This is a genomic window from Serratia sp. YC16, from assembly GCF_009707615.1.
Lineage (GTDB): Bacteria > Pseudomonadota > Gammaproteobacteria > Enterobacterales > Enterobacteriaceae > Serratia > Serratia surfactantfaciens.
Window position 1 is genome coordinate 1 of sequence record NZ_WLYN01000009.1, and the last position, 15,972, is coordinate 15,972.

Annotated in this window: 14 protein-coding genes; 6 read left to right on the top strand and 8 right to left on the bottom strand. The window is 57.4% G+C overall.

What is annotated here, in order from left to right; all coding sequences use genetic code 11:
• Positions 1-10: 10 nt before the first annotated feature.
• Positions 11-529 (bottom strand): molybdopterin-guanine dinucleotide biosynthesis protein MobB, encoded by a 519-nt coding sequence (gene mobB, locus GKN89_RS19750; RefSeq protein ID WP_154747609.1) that lies wholly within the window; start codon positions 527-529, stop codon positions 11-13.
• Positions 526-1,116 carry a molybdenum cofactor guanylyltransferase MobA gene (mobA, locus tag GKN89_RS19755; protein WP_154747610.1) on the bottom strand — a complete coding sequence of 197 codons (591 nt, stop codon included), beginning with the start codon at positions 1,114-1,116 and terminating at the stop codon, positions 526-528. The genes mobB and mobA overlap by 4 nt, the downstream gene beginning before the upstream one ends.
• Positions 1,117-1,264: 148 nt before the next feature.
• Here mobA and GKN89_RS19760 point away from each other — a divergent pair, with 148 nt between their 5' ends.
• The 3 genes from GKN89_RS19760 (at position 1,265) to dsbA (ending at position 3,272) form a co-directional block, all read left to right on the top strand.
• Positions 1,265-1,534 (top strand): YihD family protein, encoded by a 270-nt coding sequence (locus tag GKN89_RS19760; RefSeq protein WP_004931268.1) that lies wholly within the window; start codon positions 1,265-1,267, stop codon positions 1,532-1,534.
• 98 nt (positions 1,535-1,632) lie between these two features.
• On the top strand, positions 1,633-2,619 hold the full coding sequence (locus GKN89_RS19765; RefSeq protein WP_154747611.1) for a serine/threonine protein kinase: 987 nt from the start codon (positions 1,633-1,635) through the stop codon (positions 2,617-2,619).
• Between the two features lie 29 nt (positions 2,620-2,648).
• Positions 2,649-3,272 carry a thiol:disulfide interchange protein DsbA gene (dsbA, locus tag GKN89_RS19770; protein WP_004931264.1) on the top strand — a complete coding sequence of 208 codons (624 nt, stop codon included), beginning with the start codon at positions 2,649-2,651 and terminating at the stop codon, positions 3,270-3,272.
• 41 nt (positions 3,273-3,313) lie between these two features.
• Here dsbA and GKN89_RS19775 read toward each other — a convergent pair whose 3' ends face one another.
• The gene (locus GKN89_RS19775) at positions 3,314-4,210 is read right to left on the bottom strand and encodes an acyltransferase (protein WP_015379457.1); all 897 of its coding nucleotides are present in this window, start codon (positions 4,208-4,210) and stop codon (positions 3,314-3,316) included.
• Between the two features lie 497 nt (positions 4,211-4,707).
• Here GKN89_RS19775 and polA point away from each other — a divergent pair, with 497 nt between their 5' ends.
• Positions 4,708-7,506: a DNA polymerase I gene (polA, locus tag GKN89_RS19780; RefSeq protein WP_154747612.1), complete on the top strand. Its 2,799-nt coding sequence runs from the start codon at positions 4,708-4,710 to the stop codon at positions 7,504-7,506.
• A gap of 517 nt (positions 7,507-8,023) precedes the next feature.
• On the opposite strand, the gene yihA is transcribed toward polA, so the two are convergent.
• Positions 8,024-8,668: a ribosome biogenesis GTP-binding protein YihA/YsxC gene (yihA, locus tag GKN89_RS19785; protein WP_019452177.1), complete on the bottom strand. Its 645-nt coding sequence runs from the start codon at positions 8,666-8,668 to the stop codon at positions 8,024-8,026.
• A 734-nt stretch (positions 8,669-9,402) separates the two neighbouring features.
• Between yihA and yihI the strand changes: the two genes are divergently transcribed.
• Together yihI and hemN are read left to right on the top strand one after the other, a co-directional pair.
• A complete protein-coding gene (gene yihI, locus GKN89_RS19790; RefSeq protein ID WP_025160303.1) occupies positions 9,403-9,945 on the top strand; it encodes a Der GTPase-activating protein YihI in 543 nt (180 codons plus the stop codon).
• A gap of 182 nt (positions 9,946-10,127) precedes the next feature.
• Positions 10,128-11,501 (top strand): oxygen-independent coproporphyrinogen III oxidase, encoded by a 1,374-nt coding sequence (hemN, locus tag GKN89_RS19795; RefSeq protein WP_019452180.1) that lies wholly within the window; start codon positions 10,128-10,130, stop codon positions 11,499-11,501.
• A 34-nt stretch (positions 11,502-11,535) separates the two neighbouring features.
• Here hemN and GKN89_RS19800 read toward each other — a convergent pair whose 3' ends face one another.
• From GKN89_RS19800 to glnA, 4 genes are all read right to left on the bottom strand, one after another.
• Positions 11,536-11,658 (bottom strand): YshB family small membrane protein, encoded by a 123-nt coding sequence (locus tag GKN89_RS19800; RefSeq protein ID WP_015379453.1) that lies wholly within the window; start codon positions 11,656-11,658, stop codon positions 11,536-11,538.
• Between the two features lie 113 nt (positions 11,659-11,771).
• Positions 11,772-13,184 carry a nitrogen regulation protein NR(I) gene (gene glnG / locus GKN89_RS19805; protein WP_154747613.1) on the bottom strand — a complete coding sequence of 471 codons (1,413 nt, stop codon included), beginning with the start codon at positions 13,182-13,184 and terminating at the stop codon, positions 11,772-11,774.
• Between the two features lie 8 nt (positions 13,185-13,192).
• The gene (gene glnL / locus GKN89_RS19810) at positions 13,193-14,242 is read right to left on the bottom strand and encodes a nitrogen regulation protein NR(II) (RefSeq protein WP_004931246.1); all 1,050 of its coding nucleotides are present in this window, start codon (positions 14,240-14,242) and stop codon (positions 13,193-13,195) included.
• A 193-nt stretch (positions 14,243-14,435) separates the two neighbouring features.
• Positions 14,436-15,845 (bottom strand): glutamate--ammonia ligase, encoded by a 1,410-nt coding sequence (gene glnA, locus GKN89_RS19815; protein ID WP_019452181.1) that lies wholly within the window; start codon positions 15,843-15,845, stop codon positions 14,436-14,438.
• Positions 15,846-15,972: the final 127 nt, after the last annotated feature.

Consider the following 15,972-nt stretch of genomic DNA (forward strand, 5'->3'; position numbering starts at 1 on the left):
AAAAGCGCAGCTACGCTGCGCCTTTCAACCACTCGACTATAAAGTCGGTGATGCTTTCCGGCTGATTGAGATCCAGCTGCTTAGCCGTGATGGATAACGGTCGGTCGCTGGCTACCGCTATAACAAACTGATCCAGCATATCTTCCAACGCTCTGCCGATCTCAGCGCGATAAAGCAGGATCTTGCTGACCGGCTCATGTTTGAACCCTTCCACCAGGATCAAATCGACCTTATCGGCGTCAAAGCGCCCAGCCAGGTAATGCAGATCCAACGGTTGTTGCTCCGGCGTTTCGGTCATTAATGCCCAACGCCGATCGCTGGCGACCAGCGTTTGGTCTGCGCCCGCTTTACGCAACTCATAGCTGTCTTTACCCGGCGTATCTACATCCATGTCGTGATGCGTATGCTTGATCAGTCCAATCCTCACCTGGCGTTGTTTCAGCAGTGGGATCAGCTGTTTGAGCAGGGTAGTTTTCCCCGTTCCGCTGTAGGCGCCGATGGCCAGTAAGGGGGGCAATAAACGATTCATTTTTTTAGCTCCCGTGCTTGCTGCCAGTTCAGGCAATCTTCCGGTGTATTCAGGTTATGAAATGCCGCTTGTTGCCCGCTGAACACCACGCGTTGCGCGCCGATCTGATGCAAGAACAGCATCAGCTTGCGTTCACCGCGCGCCAGGTAGTCGGCCAGCTGCGGCGCTAGTTGGGTATGCAATAACGCCAGCGTAGGGTGATCTCGCTCGCCATCACTGGCAAAGGCTGCCAGCGCCGCGTTTTTTTGTCGCCATAACTGCGCGACTAAGTCGGCGGGAAAGTCAGGGACATCACAAGGGACGAAAACCACCCATTCGCTGGGAGCCTGCTTGAGCCCGGCGAGCATCCCGGCCAACGGCCCAGCGAAATCGGACGTCAGATCGCCAATCACCGGCAAACCGCTCGCTTGATAACGTGCCTGATTGCGGTTGGCGCTGATGGCGATGGAAGCCACCTGCGGCCGTAACCTGGCGAGTACCTGTTGATAGAGCGCGACACCGCCAATCGACACCAGGCCTTTGTCCTCGCCACCCATACGCGTGGCCCGCCCGCCGGCCAAAATTACGCCGCTGATTTCTTTATGCATTTCGTTTATCCCGCCTTGTCGATGCGCTGATTGTAGCGCTAAAGCCGGCGTGACATCAGGATTTACCTTTATTGACAAGCCGGTTCTTTCACTGCGTGGGTAAGCCTGTTACTTTGTGAGTTTATTCATGCTATTGGACGATATTGAGATGAAAACGCATCGCGTAAACGAATTGATCGAGCTGCTGCACCCGGCCTGGCAGGAAGATCCCGATCTCAATTTGATGCAATTTTTGCAAAAGCTGGCGAAGGAAGCGGGTTTTCAGGGTGAGCTGTCCGAGTTGAGCGACGACATTCTTATTTACCATCTGAAAATGCGCGGTAGCGCCGGCACGGATCAGATCCCAGGCCTGAAGAAAGATTACGAAGAAGATTTTAAAACGGCGTTGTTGCGCGCTCGCGGCGTTATCAAGGACTGATCCTCGTGCGGTGCGAGAAAGCATAGCGCGTGAAATGCGCCATTAATGCTACTATTTCTCATTCCCGGCACCGTGCTGTCAGCGATCAAACGAACGTTATGAATAACTCTGCTTTTAATTTCGAAACTCTGTCGCCCGATTTGATAATGGACGCGCTAGAAGGGGTTGGCCTGCGCGTTGATTCCGGCCTGACGGCGTTGAACAGTTATGAGAACCGCGTCTATCAGTTTATGGACGAAGATCGCCGGCGTTACGTGGTGAAGTTTTATCGCCCGGAGCGCTGGAGCGCCGCACAAATCGGTGAGGAGCATCAGTTCGCTCTGGATTTGGCCGGCGCGGAGATCCCGGCGGTGGCGCCCTTGGCGCTGCAAGGCACCACGCTGCATACGCACGGCGGCTTCTTCTTTGCCCTGTTCCCCAGCGTGGGGGGCCGGCAATATGAGATAGACAATCTGGATCAGCTGGAATGGGTCGGTCGTTTTCTGGGGCGCATCCATCAGGTCGGCGGTGAGCGTTCGTTTACCGAGCGCCCGACAATGGGGATTGAAGAGTACCTCACCGCCCCGCGCCAGGCGCTGGCCAATTGCACGCTACTGCCGGCAGCGCAGCGTGACGCGTTTCTGCAGGCGACGGATAATCTGATTGCGGCGATCAAGCCGCACTGGCATCTGAACTGGCAGCCGCGCCGTTTGCACGGTGATTGCCATCCGGGCAATATTCTGTGGCGCGACAGCCCGCTGTTCGTCGATCTTGATGACGCGCGCAACGGCCCCGCGGTACAGGATTTGTGGATGCTGCTGCACGGCGAGCGTCGCGATCAACTGATGCAGCTGGACGTCTTGCTGGAGGCGTACGGTGAATTTGCCGAGTTCGATCAGCGCGAGCTGGCGTTGATCGAGCCGCTGCGCGCGATGCGCATGGTGTATTACCTGGCCTGGGTCGCCCGTCGTTGGCAGGATCCGGCCTTCCCTAAGAGTTTCCCGTGGATGGTGGAGTCTGATTTCTGGTTGTCTCAGACTGCGGCCTTCACCGAACAGGTTAAGCTGTTGCAGGAGCCTCCTCTGCAGCTGACGCCAATGTATTGAAGCTTTAACACAATGGAGAGTTTAGTCTTATGAAAAAAATATGGTTGGCGCTCGTTGGCATGGTGATGGCATTCAGTGCCTCGGCTGCACAGTTTAGCGATGGCGCTCAGTATGTGACCCTGGACAAACCGGTGACCGGCGAGCCGCAGGTGTTGGAGTTCTTCTCTTTCTACTGCCCGCACTGCTACCAGTTCGAGCAGGTCTATCATGTGTCTGAGAACGTAAAGAAAGCGCTGCCTGCCGGCACCAAAATGACCAAGTACCACGTTGAATTCCTGGGGCCGTTGGGCAAACAGCTGACTCAGGCATGGGCGGTGGCGATGGCGCTGGGCGTGGAAGACAAGGTGAGCCCGCTGATGTTTGAAGCGGTGCAGAAAACCCAAACCGTGCAAACGCCGGACGATATCCGCAATGTCTTCGTGAAAGCGGGTGTGACCGCAGCAGATTATGATGCGGCCTGGAACAGCTTCGTGGTGAAATCCCTGGTGGTTCAACAGGAGAAAGCCGCAGAAGATCTGCAGCTGCGCGGCGTGCCGGCGGTATTCGTGAACGGCAAGTATATGGTTAAGAACGATGGCCTGGACACCAGCTCGATGGACGCTTACGTGAAGCAGTTCGCCGACGTGGTTAAATTCCTCAGCCAGCAGAAATAAGCCAGACCCAATGCGAAAACGCCGGCATCGCCGGCGTTTTTTTATCCATATTGCCGTTTCAATTTATCCAGCAACCGATCTTTTTCCTGCCACAGCGTATTCAGCCACAGCTGGAAGCGCCGTTTGAACTGCTTGTCGTTGAAGTAGTCTCCATGCAGGGTTTCATCGATCGGCAGCGTCTCTATTCTCACCACGATACGCGTCAGCCGCCCACACAGCATATCCATAAAAGGCCGTTGGTTATTTTCCGGATAGAGCAGAGTCACGTTCAACACTTTGTCGAACTGATTGCCCAACGCGCTGAGCGTAAACGCGATGCCGGCGGCTTTGGGCGCCAGTAAATTGCGATACGGCGAATTGCTTTTAATTTTCTTGGCTTCGGTGAAGCGCGAACCCTCGACGAAATTGACGATAGTGGTTGGACGCTGACGGAACTTTTCGCAGGAACGGCGTGTGGTTTCGATATCCTTGCCGCGTTTCTCCGGATGCTTGAGCAAATAGGCGCGGGAATAACGCTTCATGAATGGCATATCCAGCGCCCAGCAGGCCAGGCCGACAAAAGGCACCCAGGCGAGCTGCTGCTTGAGGAAATACTTATTCATCGGAATATGATTTCTGAACAGCACGCACAGCACGACAATGTCCGACCAACTTTCGTGGTTGCTGATCAGCAGATACCAGTTTTTACGATCCAGGCCTTCCAGCCCTTCAATATCCCAACGCAATTGCCCGTTAATGCGCAATAACAGAGCCAGCCCCTGACACCAACACCACATCATGAAATCGGCGAAAGCCGAGATATACCGCCAGACGGCAGGAATGGGCACCAGGAGTTTCACGATGCCGGCCAGTGTGATGGGAATGGAACACAACACCGTCACCAGAATGGTGAGTATGACGGAAATGATAAAGATAACAGGCGTTAACAATCTTGGCATGGTTATGGGCTGACGGTTGTTGGGAACATCGTTGCATGCCAAAGCGCATGAACAAAAACATATTTTAACAGAAATCGTCGGGTTAAAGCGCCGCTAAAAATCACTGTTTTTCGTCTCGATGGATAACCATTTGCTGAGTTTTCGTGCAACTTGTCCAGCTTGTGCTATGGTAATTGAGGCGCCGAATTTGATTAATAGTGCGATTAAAATCCGGCGAAAGTTATATCCACAAATTCAATAAATGCCAGTAATAAAGCGTCGCCGGAATTCGTTCTTTTAACGCGGTGATTTAAATAGGAATTTTATTCGCCGTTATAACGATAATCGCAGCGTTATAATTCGTTCTCTTTTCTATGCACAAAGTTATCCACAGGTAAGATCTTGCGGATCCTCGCGCACAATCACATCATTTTCGTCCGCAATGCACGCTAAGGTTCGTCTCCGGCGGCCAGCTATGGCATGCTTACCCCTATGTCCGATCACGATAAAGAAACGCTATGGCCCAGATTGCAGAAAACCCACTAATCCTGGTTGACGGTTCCTCCTACCTCTACCGCGCTTACCATGCCTTCCCGCCGCTGACCAACTCGGCGGGTGAGCCGACCGGCGCGATGTACGGCGTGCTGAATATGCTGCGCAGCCTGCTGCTGCAGTATCAACCGAGCCACGTTGCCGTGGTGTTTGATGCCAAAGGGAAGACCTTCCGCGACGAGCTGTTCGCTGAATACAAGTCGCACCGGCCGCCGATGCCGGACGATCTGCGTGCGCAGATCGAGCCGCTGCACAACATGGTCAAGGCGATGGGCCTGCCGCTGCTGGTGACGCCCGGCGTTGAGGCGGACGACGTTATCGGTACGCTGGCGCTGGAGGCCGAAAAGGCCGGCCATGCGGTGCTGATCAGCACCGGCGACAAAGACATGGCGCAGCTGGTGACGCCGAACGTTACCCTGATCAACACCATGAACAACACGATCCTCGGCCCGCAGGAAGTGTGCGACAAATATGGCATTCCGCCGGAGCTGATCATCGACTTCCTGGCGCTGATGGGCGATTCATCGGACAACATTCCCGGCGTGCCGGGCGTGGGCGAGAAAACCGCCCAGGCGTTGCTGCAGGGCATCGGCGGGCTGGATGCGCTGTACGGCAACCTGGAGAGCATCGCCACGCTGAGCTTCCGCGGTGCCAAAACCATGGCGGCCAAGCTGGAGCAGAACAAAGAGGTCGCGTACCTTTCCTATAAGCTGGCGACGATCAAAACCGACGTCGAGCTGGATCTGACCTGCGCTGAGCTGACGGTGTCCGAGCCGGATGTCGATACGCTGCAACAGCTGTTCAAACAGTACGAGTTCAAACGCTGGCTGGCGGACGTGGAAGCCGGCATATGGCTGGAAAACAAGAAAGGCGCGGGTGCGAAAGCTGCCGGCGTCGCCAAAGCGGCCGTCGCCGCGGAAGCGCCGAAAGCGCTGGCGGCGGCCAAGCTGTCTCAGGACGGTTATGTCACTATCCTGGATGAAGCGACCTTTACCGACTGGCTGACGCGGCTGAAAAAGGCCGAGGTATTTGCCTTCGATACGGAAACCGACGGGCTGGATACCCTGACCGCCAACCTGATCGGCCTGTCCTTCGCGATCGCACCGGGCGAAGCGGCTTACTTGCCGGTGGCGCACGATTATCTGGATGCGCCGCCTCAGCTGGATCGCGCCTACGTGCTGGAAGCACTTAAGCCGCTGCTGGAAGACGAGAAGGCGCTGAAAGTCGGGCAAAACCTTAAGTTCGACATGAGCCTGCTGGCGCGCTACGGCATCGAGATGCGCGGCATCGCTTACGACACCATGCTGGAGTCCTATGTGCTGGACAGCGTCGGCGGCCGGCATGATATGGACAGCCTGGCCGACCGTTATCTGGGCCACAAAACCATCACCTTCGAAGAAATCGCCGGCAAGGGCAAAAACCAGCTGACGTTCAACCAGATCGCGCTGGAGCAGGCGGCACCTTACGCCGCCGAAGACGCCGATGTCACGCTGCAGCTGCACCTGGCGATGTGGCCGCAGCTGAAGCAAAGCGCGGAACTGCTGACGGTATTCAATGAGATTGAAATGCCGCTGTTGCCGGTACTGTCGCATATCGAACGCACCGGGGTGCTGATCGATCCGGCCATTTTGTCGGCCCACTCCCAGGAGCTGGCCAAGCGTCTGGCTGAGCTGGAAGTGCAGGCCCACGAGCTGGCGGAAGAGCCGTTCAACCTGGCGTCGACCAAGCAGCTGCAGGCGATCCTGTACGAAAAACAAAAGCTGCCGGTGCTGAAGAAAACCCCGGGCGGGGCGCCTTCTACCAACGAAGAAGTACTGGCCGAACTGGCGCTGGACTACCCGCTGCCGAAGGTGATTCTGGAATACCGCGGCTTGGCGAAGCTGAAAACCACCTACACTGACAAGCTGCCGCTGATGATCAATCCGGTCAGCGGCCGGGTGCATACCTCATACCATCAGGCGGTGACTGCCACCGGTCGTCTCTCCTCGAGCGATCCGAACCTGCAGAACATCCCGGTGCGCAACGAAGAAGGGCGGCGTATTCGCCAGGCCTTTATCGCGCCGGAAGGCTACCGCATCGTCGCCGCCGACTACTCGCAGATCGAGTTGCGCATCATGGCGCATCTGTCACAGGATGAAGGGCTGCTGAAGGCCTTCGCCGAAGGGAAAGACATCCACCGTGCCACGGCGTCGGAAGTGTTCGGCGTGCCGTTGGATAAAGTGACCGGCGAGCAGCGCCGCAGCGCCAAAGCGATTAACTTCGGCCTGATTTACGGCATGAGCGCCTTCGGTCTGGCGCGCCAGTTGGGGATCCCGCGTGGGGAAGCCCAACGCTATATGGATCTCTACTTCGAGCGTTACCCGGGCGTGCTGGACTACATGGAGCGCACCCGCCAGCAGGCCGCCGAACAGGGCTATGTCAGCACGCTGGACGGGCGCCGCCTGTACCTGCCGGATGTACGCTCCAGCAACGGCATGCGTCGCAAGGCGGCCGAACGCGCCGCCATCAACGCCCCGATGCAGGGCACCGCGGCCGATATCATCAAGCGTGCGATGATCGAGGTCGACGCCTGGCTGCAAGGGCAGGAGAAGCCGTTGGTGCGCGCGATTATGCAGGTGCACGATGAATTGGTGTTTGAGGTGCATGAGTCGGTGATCGACGAAGCCAGCCAACGCATCCGCCAACTGATGGAAGGCAGCATGACGCTGGCGGTGCCGCTGAAGGTTGATGTGGGCGTCGGCATGAACTGGGATGAAGCGCACTGATCGCCGGGTTATCGCCGGATGCGCTAACTGGCGAGAAGCTAAGCACTTTTCGTAATTAAGCTACAAGATGCGGCGATTGTTTCCTCAACTTCGCCGTTCTTGTGTCTCAAATTGTGTAAGTAAACTACAAAAAATTCTTTTTCCCTGCGAAAAAATGATGTAGAGTTACAGGCGTAGGGTACAGAGGTAAGATGTTCTATCTTTCAGACCTTTTACTTCACGTAATCGGATTTGGCTGAATATTTAGCCGCCCCAGTCAGTATTGACTGGGGCGTTTTTTATTGTAAAAACAGCAGCAAACCATACGTTTTTCCTATCACCACGCCCCGCTTTTCATGTCAGTTTCCGCCCCCTTAATTCGCGTCATCCGCTGAGATAAGCCCGTTTTGTCGATAAGTTTTTATGATGGCTTTATTTCAAAACTGTAATTAGATAACGAAAAATCCCGCCTGCGGCCGATCTTCGGGCATAAAAAAGCCGATGCGGTGAGGCATCGGCCTAAGCGTTCGGCTCGAGCTTATTCGCCGGCTTCGTCTTCCGGCAGCACTTCCGGCGGGATCTCGTTGAACCAGGTGTCCAGCTTCTGGCGCAGCTTGTCGACGCCGATCTTCTTCAGCGACGAGAAGGCTTCAACCTGGATATCTCCCATAAACGGCAGCACCGCTTCACGCACCATATTGAGCTGCGCCTTGCGTGCGCCGGAGGCCAGTTTGTCGGCCTTGGTCAGCAGCACCAGCACCGGCGTACCGACGTCGACCGCCCACTGGATCATCTGCTGGTCGAGATCTTTAAGCGGGTGGCGAATATCCATCAGCACCACCAGGCCTTTCAGGCTGTTGCGCATCTGCAGGTATTCGCCCAACGCGCGTTGCCATTTGCGTTTCATCTCTTCCGGCACTTCGGCATAGCCGTAACCTGGCAGGTCGACCAGGCGAATGCCGTCTTCCACTTCGAACAGGTTGATCAGCTGGGTGCGCCCTGGCGTCTTACTGGTGCGCGCCAGGCTTTTTTGGTTGGTGAGGGTATTCAGTGCGCTGGATTTACCGGCATTGGAACGGCCGGCAAAGGCGACTTCAATTCCTGCATCCCCCGGCAGATGGCGAATATCGGGTGCGCTGGTGACGAAATGGGTCACATGGTAGTTGTAGTTCTTGCTGGTCAAAATTTTTCGTCTCCGTGAGGATGGCTAACTGGTTGGCGATTATAACTGCATCAGCGGTAAAAATGGCGTGTTTCTCCGTTTTTAAGCGGCGGGACGCGATAAAGCGGCAGTTATGCCAAGCGTGCGTTGTGAGACATTTGCCATTCGAATCGCGGGTAATGTCGCTTTATTCGAAAGTGATATTTCTGTTTTTATTTTAAAAACAATGCGTTGTTTTTTCGTTATGTGGAAATGTCGCCCAAAACGGCGTCAGGTACCTTGAGCCTTCGCAACAATAACGTAAAGTACTCGTTAACGCAGGGTTGCGCAGGATTAAGGAACATCCGGGAAGGATGACAAATCTCAGGGAATGCACAGGGCGTGCAATGAGTGCCAGGATGAACGCAAAAGGAAGTGACTGTTTCGCACCGGAATAGGCGACAGGCACATCGGATGGTGAAGTATCGGCAGTTTGGATGCCCGCAGGAAGCTCGCTCGGGAAGGGCGGATGCGAATGGATTGCGCCATGGACGATTTTTCTTTCAGGATGAAGGACGTAGTGGCAGGGAATGCGGTTATAGCAGAGGGAAAAACCGGGATGTTGCATGTACGCAAGGAGCGCGTAACAGGAATACCCTTCGCAAGAAGGTGCGAAATAGGCGGCAGGTTTAACCTGCCGCCTTTTTTCTTTGCCCGCTTTCTGCTAGATTCCGCCGCAATTCTATACTGAATCTACATACCTAAGAGCACACGCTATGAACCAGCCATCAAAAGCACCTCGCGGCAGCGCGGCGAAGTCAAAAACGAAAAAGAAAAGCCGTATGGAGCTCGATCAGGAAGCGCGCGAGCGCAAACGCCTGAAAAAGCGCCGCGGCCACGCTTCCGGTTCGCGCACCCAGGTCGAGTCCGGCAGCCAGAAAAACAAATCGGCGTCTGAAGCCAAAGATCCGCGTATCGGTAGTAAGGTGCCGGTTGCGCTGGTGATCGACGAGACCAAAGTGAAGGCCAAACCGCAGCCGAAGCCAAAGGCCGAAGCGAAACCGCGCCTGTCGCCGGAAGAAGAACTGGCGAAGCTGGAAAATGACGAACGTCTGAACGAGCTGCTGGATCGCATCGACGACGGCGAAACGCTGAATGCGCAAGAGCAGGCGTATGTCGACAAGACGCTGGATCGCATCGATGTGCTGATGGACGTGCTGGGCATCGAGCTGGGCGACGACGACGAAGACGAAGAAGAAGAGAAGCAGGAAGATATTCTGAAGCTGCTGAAAGGCGGCAACCCGAAAGACGCCTTTTAACGCGCCATGTGGCTAATCCCGACAATAGCCCTACTCTTGATGTGTTATCTGCTGTGGTTATTCGGTAAACTATGGCGGCTGTCTAAGCGCAAAGCGCGTTTTCGCAGCGCTTCCGTGGCCAGACAGCGCAGACAACCGCCCCTCTCCCGGCCCGGTAGAAAAAGATATCGGAAGGAGTGAGCATGTCAGAGCAGACGATTGTCTGGGATTTGGCCCTGATCCAAAAATATAACTACTCAGGGCCGCGTTATACCTCATACCCCACGGCGCTGGAGTTTAACCAGAGCTACGACGAAGCGGCGTTTCAACGCGCCGCTGCGCGCTACCCTGAGCGGCCGCTGTCGCTGTACGTGCATATCCCTTTCTGCCACAAGCTGTGCTACTTCTGCGGCTGCAACAAGCTGGTGACGCGTCAGACGCACAAGGCCGACGAATACCTGAACGTCCTGGCGCAAGAGATCGCCGGCCGCGCGCCGCTGTTTGCCGGCCGCAAGGTTGGCCAGATGCACTGGGGCGGCGGTACGCCAACCTACCTGGATAAAGCGCAAATCAGCCGGCTGGTGGCGCTGCTGCGCGAACATTTTGATTTTCTGCCCGATGCGGAGATGTCGATCGAGGTCGATCCGCGTGAGATAGAGCTGGATGTGCTCGATCATTTACGTGCCGAAGGCTTTAACCGCCTGAGCATGGGGGTGCAGGATTTCAACAAGCAGGTGCAGCAGCTGGTCAACCGCGAGCAGGATGAAGCCTTCATTTTCGCCCTGATCGAGCGGGCCAAAGCGCTGGGCTTCCGCTCGACCAATATCGATCTGATCTACGGCCTGCCGAAACAGACGCCGGAAAGCTTCGCTTTCACGCTGCAGCGCGTGGCGGAGCTAAATCCCGATCGCCTCAGCGTATTCAACTACGCGCATATGCCGAACCTGTTCGCTGCCCAGCGTAAAATCAAAGACGCCGATCTGCCCGGTGCGCAGCAGAAGCTGGATATCCTGCAACAGAGCATCGCTTTCCTGACCGACGCCGGCTATCAGTTCATCGGCATGGATCACTTTGCACGCCCGGACGACGAACTGGCGATCGCGCAGCGCGAAGGCAAGCTGCACCGCAACTTCCAGGGCTACACCACCCAGGGCGACAGCGATCTGTTGGGGCTGGGCGTGTCGGCCATCAGCATGCTTGGCGACAGCTATGCGCAGAACCAAAAAGAGCTGAAGCATTACTATGACAGCGTACAGGCGCAGGGCAACGCGCTGTGGCGAGGGTTGGCGCTGACGGACGACGATTGCCTGCGGCGCGATCTGATCAAAACGCTGATCTGCAACTTCCGGTTGGCCTATCAGCCGCTCGAGCGGCAATACGGCATCGACTTCACCGCTTACTTCGCCGAAGACCTGCAGCTGCTGGCGCCGTTTGAACGCGATGGGCTGGTGGAGCGCGACGAGCAGGGCATCCGCGTTACGCCGCGCGGGCGCTTGCTGATCCGCAATATCTGTATGTGTTTCGATCGCTATCTGCGGCAACAGGCGCGCAGCCAGCAGTTCTCACGGGTGATCTGAGGATGAAAAAACAGCCGCTGATGCGGCTGTTTTTTTAACTGAAGAAATTAATCAGCGCGGCGCACAACACTGCGGCAACCGCCGCCTGCGGGGTGTGGCTGGCGGCGGAGCCCAGCTCCGCGCCCTGAGAAATGAATACGATGAATGAGTCCAGCATCGTCAACCTCCAGAGTGTGCGACACGATCATACTGCGCCCGCACCGGCTGTAAAGTCTGAGGTTGGCGTTTTTTTGTGCGCTGGGCTGCGTTTTTTATCATCAATCCCGGCACCTATTCCATGCCCAGTTCTTTGAGCTTGCGGGTCAGGGTATTGCGCCCCCAGCCCAGCAGGCGCGCGGCTTCCTGTTTGTGTCCCTGAGTGTGGCGCAGGGCGGTGGTGAGCAGCGTGCGCTCCATCTCCGGCTGCGCTTCCGACAGCAGGTTTTGATGACCGGAACGCAGCGCGCGATCGGCCCACTGGGCCAGCAGCGTGGCCCAGCTGTCCGGCAGACTGTGGCTGGGATTTTCCGGCGTCGCGGTTTCGAACAGCTCGCCCGGCAGATCTTGAATCAGCACTTCCTGCCCGGCGGCCATCACCGTCAGCCAGCGGCAGGTGTTTTCCAACTGGCGCACGTTGCCCGGCCAGGGCAGGCGGGTCAGCGCGGTTTCAGTTTCCGGGTGCAGGTTCTTGGCCTCTACGCCCAACTCTTTGGCGGCGATCTGCAGGAAATGGCGCGCCAGCCGTGGGATGTCTTCACGGCGTTCGCGCAGCGGCGGCAGGTGCACGCGGATCACGTTCAGGCGGTGGAACAGATCCTCGCGGAACTTGCCTTCCTGTACCCGCAGCTCCAGGTTCTGGTGTGTAGCGGCGATGATGCGCACGTCGACCTTCACCGGCGCATAGCCGCCGACCCGGTAGAACTGGCCGTCCGCCAGCACCCGCAGCAGGCGCGTCTGCACGTCGAGCGGCATGTCGCCGATCTCGTCGAGGAACAGCGTGCCGCCGTCGGCCTGCTCAAAGCGACCCTGACGGATTTGGTTAGCGCCGGTGAAGGCGCCTTTCTCGTGGCCGAACAGCTCGGACTCGATCAGATCCTTGGGGATGGCGGCCATGTTCAGGGCGATGAACGGCGACTTGGCGCGCGGGCTGTGGCGGTGCAGCGCATGTGCCACCAGTTCCTTGCCGGTGCCGGATTCGCCGTTGATCAGTACGCTGATCGACGAACGCGACAGCCGGCCGATGATGCGAAACACGTCCTGCATCGCCGGCGCTTCGCCGATGATGTCCGCCGCCGGATCGCTGGCCGGCTGGTTGCGCACCGGCTGCTGCTGCTCCTGATAATGGCTGATGGCGCGCTCGACTAGCGCCACCGCTTCGTCGATGTCGAACGGCTTCGGCAGGTAGTCGAAGGCCCCTTGCTGATAGGCGCTGACGGCGGCGTCCAGATCCGAATGCGCGGTCATGATGATCACCGGCAGCATCGGATGGCGCTGTTTGATCTGTTTAAGCAGCGCCAGGCCATCGATACCCGGCATGCGGATATCGGACAGCAGCACGTCGGGGGTTTGCGTGGCCAAGGCTTCCAGCACGTCATTGCCGCCTTCGAAGGTGGCGCAGCTCAGGCCCGCGCCGGTGAGCGCGCGCTCAAGCACCCAGCGGATGGAGCTATCGTCATCGACGATCCAGACTATCCCTCGTTGCATAGCAAACCTCACTGACGAATGGGCAGGTAGACCGAGAATTCGGTATGACCTGGCCAACTGTTGAATTCAATTTTTCCGCAATGCTGATCGATAAGATTGCGGGCGATGGATAATCCCAGGCCGGTACCGCCTTCACGGCCGCTGACCATCGGATAGAACAGCGTGTCCTGCAGCTGCGCCGGTACGCCGGGGCCGTCGTCTTCGACGTCGATGCGCGCCGCCAGGCGGTAGCGGGTGCCGTGCAACGTGATCTGAAACGCGGTGCGGGTGCGCAGCGTGATGGTGCCGCCCGCTTCACCCAGCGCCTGCAGCGCGTTGCGAGTGATGTTCAGCAGCACCTGTTCTATCTGATCCGGATCGTGGGCCATTTCCGGCAGGCTCGGATCGTAGTCGCGCACCAGCGTGACGTTATCCGGCATTTCCAGCGACACTAGCTGGCAGACGCGCTCCGCGACCTGATGGATGCTTTGGGTGATGTGCTGGCCGGGCCGCTGTGGCCCGAGTAGGCGATCCACCAGATTGCGCAGCCGATCGGCTTGCTCGATGATCACCTTGGTGTACTCGGTTAGCGCCGGATCGGGCAGCGCCTTGGCCAGCAGCTGCGCCGCGCCGCGCAGGCCGCCCAGCGGATTTTTAATTTCGTGCGCCAAACCGCGCACCAGATCGCGGGCCGCCACCTGTTGGGCATGCTGCAACTGTTCCTGGCTCAGGCGGCGCTGATTGTCCATCGGCGCCAGCTCGACCAGGATATAGCCTTCCGGCAGAGCCTGAGCGGTCAGGGAAAGGATATGCGCGCGGCCGTCGACCACCAGGGTCACTTCATTGTCGGTGAAGCCCTGACCGGCGCGCAGGCTTTCACGCATCAACGAGACGTTCAGCGAAAAATAACCGAGCAAATCGGGCAGCGGGGTGCCGAACAGCTTGCGGGAGCTTTGCGCCAGCAACTGCTGTGCCGCCGGGTTGGCGTAGTGAACCGCCAGTGAGTCATCCAACAGCAGGATGCTGTTGATGAGTGAATTGAGGATCTGCCCAGCATCGGGCAGCTTGCCAGTTGCCATACAGCAGACTCCTGCACCTTTTTAGTGCATCTATCCTACTCCATCCGGGATCGGCGCGGTATGGAATAGTTTTGCAGAAAATACGGTGGAGAAAAAAACCCATCCGAAGATGGGCTGAAAGTTTCCACGGCAACAAAAAAGCGATAACAAAAATGTGGGCGCCGTCCGCCTCTGCAGACGGCGCGGGTCGGGCTTAGACGCTGTAGTACAGTTCGAACTCAACCGGGTGTGGCGTCATGCGAACGCGGTCCATCTCTTCTTTGCGCAGTTCGATGTAGGCATCGATCGCATCGTCGGTGAACACGCCGCCGCGGGTCAGGAACTCGCGGTCTTCGTTCAGTGCGGCCATCGCCTCGTCCAGCGAGCCGGCCACTTTTGGGATCTCGGCTTCTTCTTCCGGCGGCAGGTCGTACAGGTTTTTGTCCATGGCGTCGCCAGGGTGGATCTTGTTGATGATGCCGTCCAGGCCGGCCATCAGCAGTGCGGCGAAGCACAGGTATGGGTTAGCCGCCGGATCCGGGAAGCGGGCTTCGATGCGGCGCGCTTTCGGGCTGGAAACCACTGGAATGCGGATAGACGCAGAGCGGTTACGGGCGGAGTAAGCCAGCATCACCGGCGCTTCGTAGCCCGGCACCAGACGTTTGTAGGAGTTGGTGGTCGGGTTGGCCAGGGCGTTGATCGCTTTGGCGTGCTTGATGATGCCACCGATGTAGAACAGCGCGGTTTCAGACAGGCCGCCGTATTTGTCGCCGGCGAACAGGTTGGTACCGTTCTTGGACAGCGACATGTGGCAGTGCATGCCGGAACCGTTGTCGCCGAACATTGGCTTCGGCATGAAGGTCGCGGTTTTGCCGAAGGCGTGCGCTACGTTGTGCACCACGTATTTGTAGATCTGAATTTCGTCGGCTTTCTTGGTCATGGTGTTGAAGCGGGTTGCCACTTCGTTCTGACCGGCGGTCGCCACTTCATGGTGGTGCGCTTCAACCACCAGGCCCATCTCTTCCATGGTCAGACACATGGTAGAACGCAGATCCTGCGAAGAGTCGACCGGCGGAACCGGGAAGTAACCGCCTTTCACCGCCGGACGGTGGCCTTTGTTGCCGCCGTCGTATTTTGTGCCGGAGTTCCAGGCGCCTTCGATGTCGTCGATGGCCACGTGGGAACCGCGGATGCTGCTGCCGAAGCGGATGTCGTCGAACAGGAAGAATTCAGGCTCTGGCCCGAACAGCACGGTGTCCGCGATGCCGGAAGAGCGCAGGAAGTCTTCGGCGCGTTTAGAGATGGAGCGCGGGTCGCGATCGTAGCCTTGCATGGTGCCCGGCTCGAGAATGTCGCAGCGAATGATCAGCGTAGGTTCTTCGAAGAACGGATCCAGAACCGCCGTGCTGGCGTCCGGCATCAGTACCATGTCAGATTCGTTGATGCCCTTCCAACCACCGATAGAGGAGCCGTCAAACATTTTACCTTCTTCGAAGAAGTCGGCGTTTACCTGGTGAGCCGGGATAGTCACGTGTTGTTCCTTACCCTTGGTGTCAGTGAAACGCAGGTCTACGAATTTCACTTCATGCTCATTCAGCATCGTCAAAACGTGTTCAGCGGACATACTTAACTCTCCCGGTTTATCATTGTCGTCGTCGTGGAACGAATCTGTGGAACTGGCTTTTTTTCGCCTTGAAAAGACTAAAGCGAAAAGCGTGCCAACTTTTAAAAAAGGCTTTCATCGCCTTTCT

What these genes read in the sequence shown, in the direction of transcription:
- mobB (WP_154747609.1), bottom strand. Translation starts at nt 529, where the DNA reads ATGAATCGTTTATTGCCCCCCTTACTGGCCATCGGCGCCTACAGCGGA.
- mobA (WP_154747610.1), bottom strand. Translation starts at nt 1,116, where the DNA reads ATGCATAAAGAAATCAGCGGCGTAATTTTGGCCGGCGGGCGGGCCACG.
- GKN89_RS19760 (WP_004931268.1), top strand. Translation starts at nt 1,265, where the DNA reads ATGAAAACGCATCGCGTAAACGAATTGATCGAGCTGCTGCACCCGGCC.
- GKN89_RS19765 (WP_154747611.1), top strand. Translation starts at nt 1,633, where the DNA reads ATGAATAACTCTGCTTTTAATTTCGAAACTCTGTCGCCCGATTTGATA.
- dsbA (WP_004931264.1), top strand. Translation starts at nt 2,649, where the DNA reads ATGAAAAAAATATGGTTGGCGCTCGTTGGCATGGTGATGGCATTCAGT.
- GKN89_RS19775 (WP_015379457.1), bottom strand. Translation starts at nt 4,210, where the DNA reads ATGCCAAGATTGTTAACGCCTGTTATCTTTATCATTTCCGTCATACTC.
- polA (WP_154747612.1), top strand. Translation starts at nt 4,708, where the DNA reads ATGGCCCAGATTGCAGAAAACCCACTAATCCTGGTTGACGGTTCCTCC.
- yihI (WP_025160303.1), top strand. Translation starts at nt 9,403, where the DNA reads ATGAACCAGCCATCAAAAGCACCTCGCGGCAGCGCGGCGAAGTCAAAA.
- hemN (WP_019452180.1), top strand. Translation starts at nt 10,128, where the DNA reads ATGTCAGAGCAGACGATTGTCTGGGATTTGGCCCTGATCCAAAAATAT.
- GKN89_RS19800 (WP_015379453.1), bottom strand. Translation starts at nt 11,658, where the DNA reads ATGCTGGACTCATTCATCGTATTCATTTCTCAGGGCGCGGAGCTGGGC.
- glnG (WP_154747613.1), bottom strand. Translation starts at nt 13,184, where the DNA reads ATGCAACGAGGGATAGTCTGGATCGTCGATGACGATAGCTCCATCCGC.
- glnL (WP_004931246.1), bottom strand. Translation starts at nt 14,242, where the DNA reads ATGGCAACTGGCAAGCTGCCCGATGCTGGGCAGATCCTCAATTCACTC.
- glnA (WP_019452181.1), bottom strand. Translation starts at nt 15,845, where the DNA reads ATGTCCGCTGAACACGTTTTGACGATGCTGAATGAGCATGAAGTGAAA.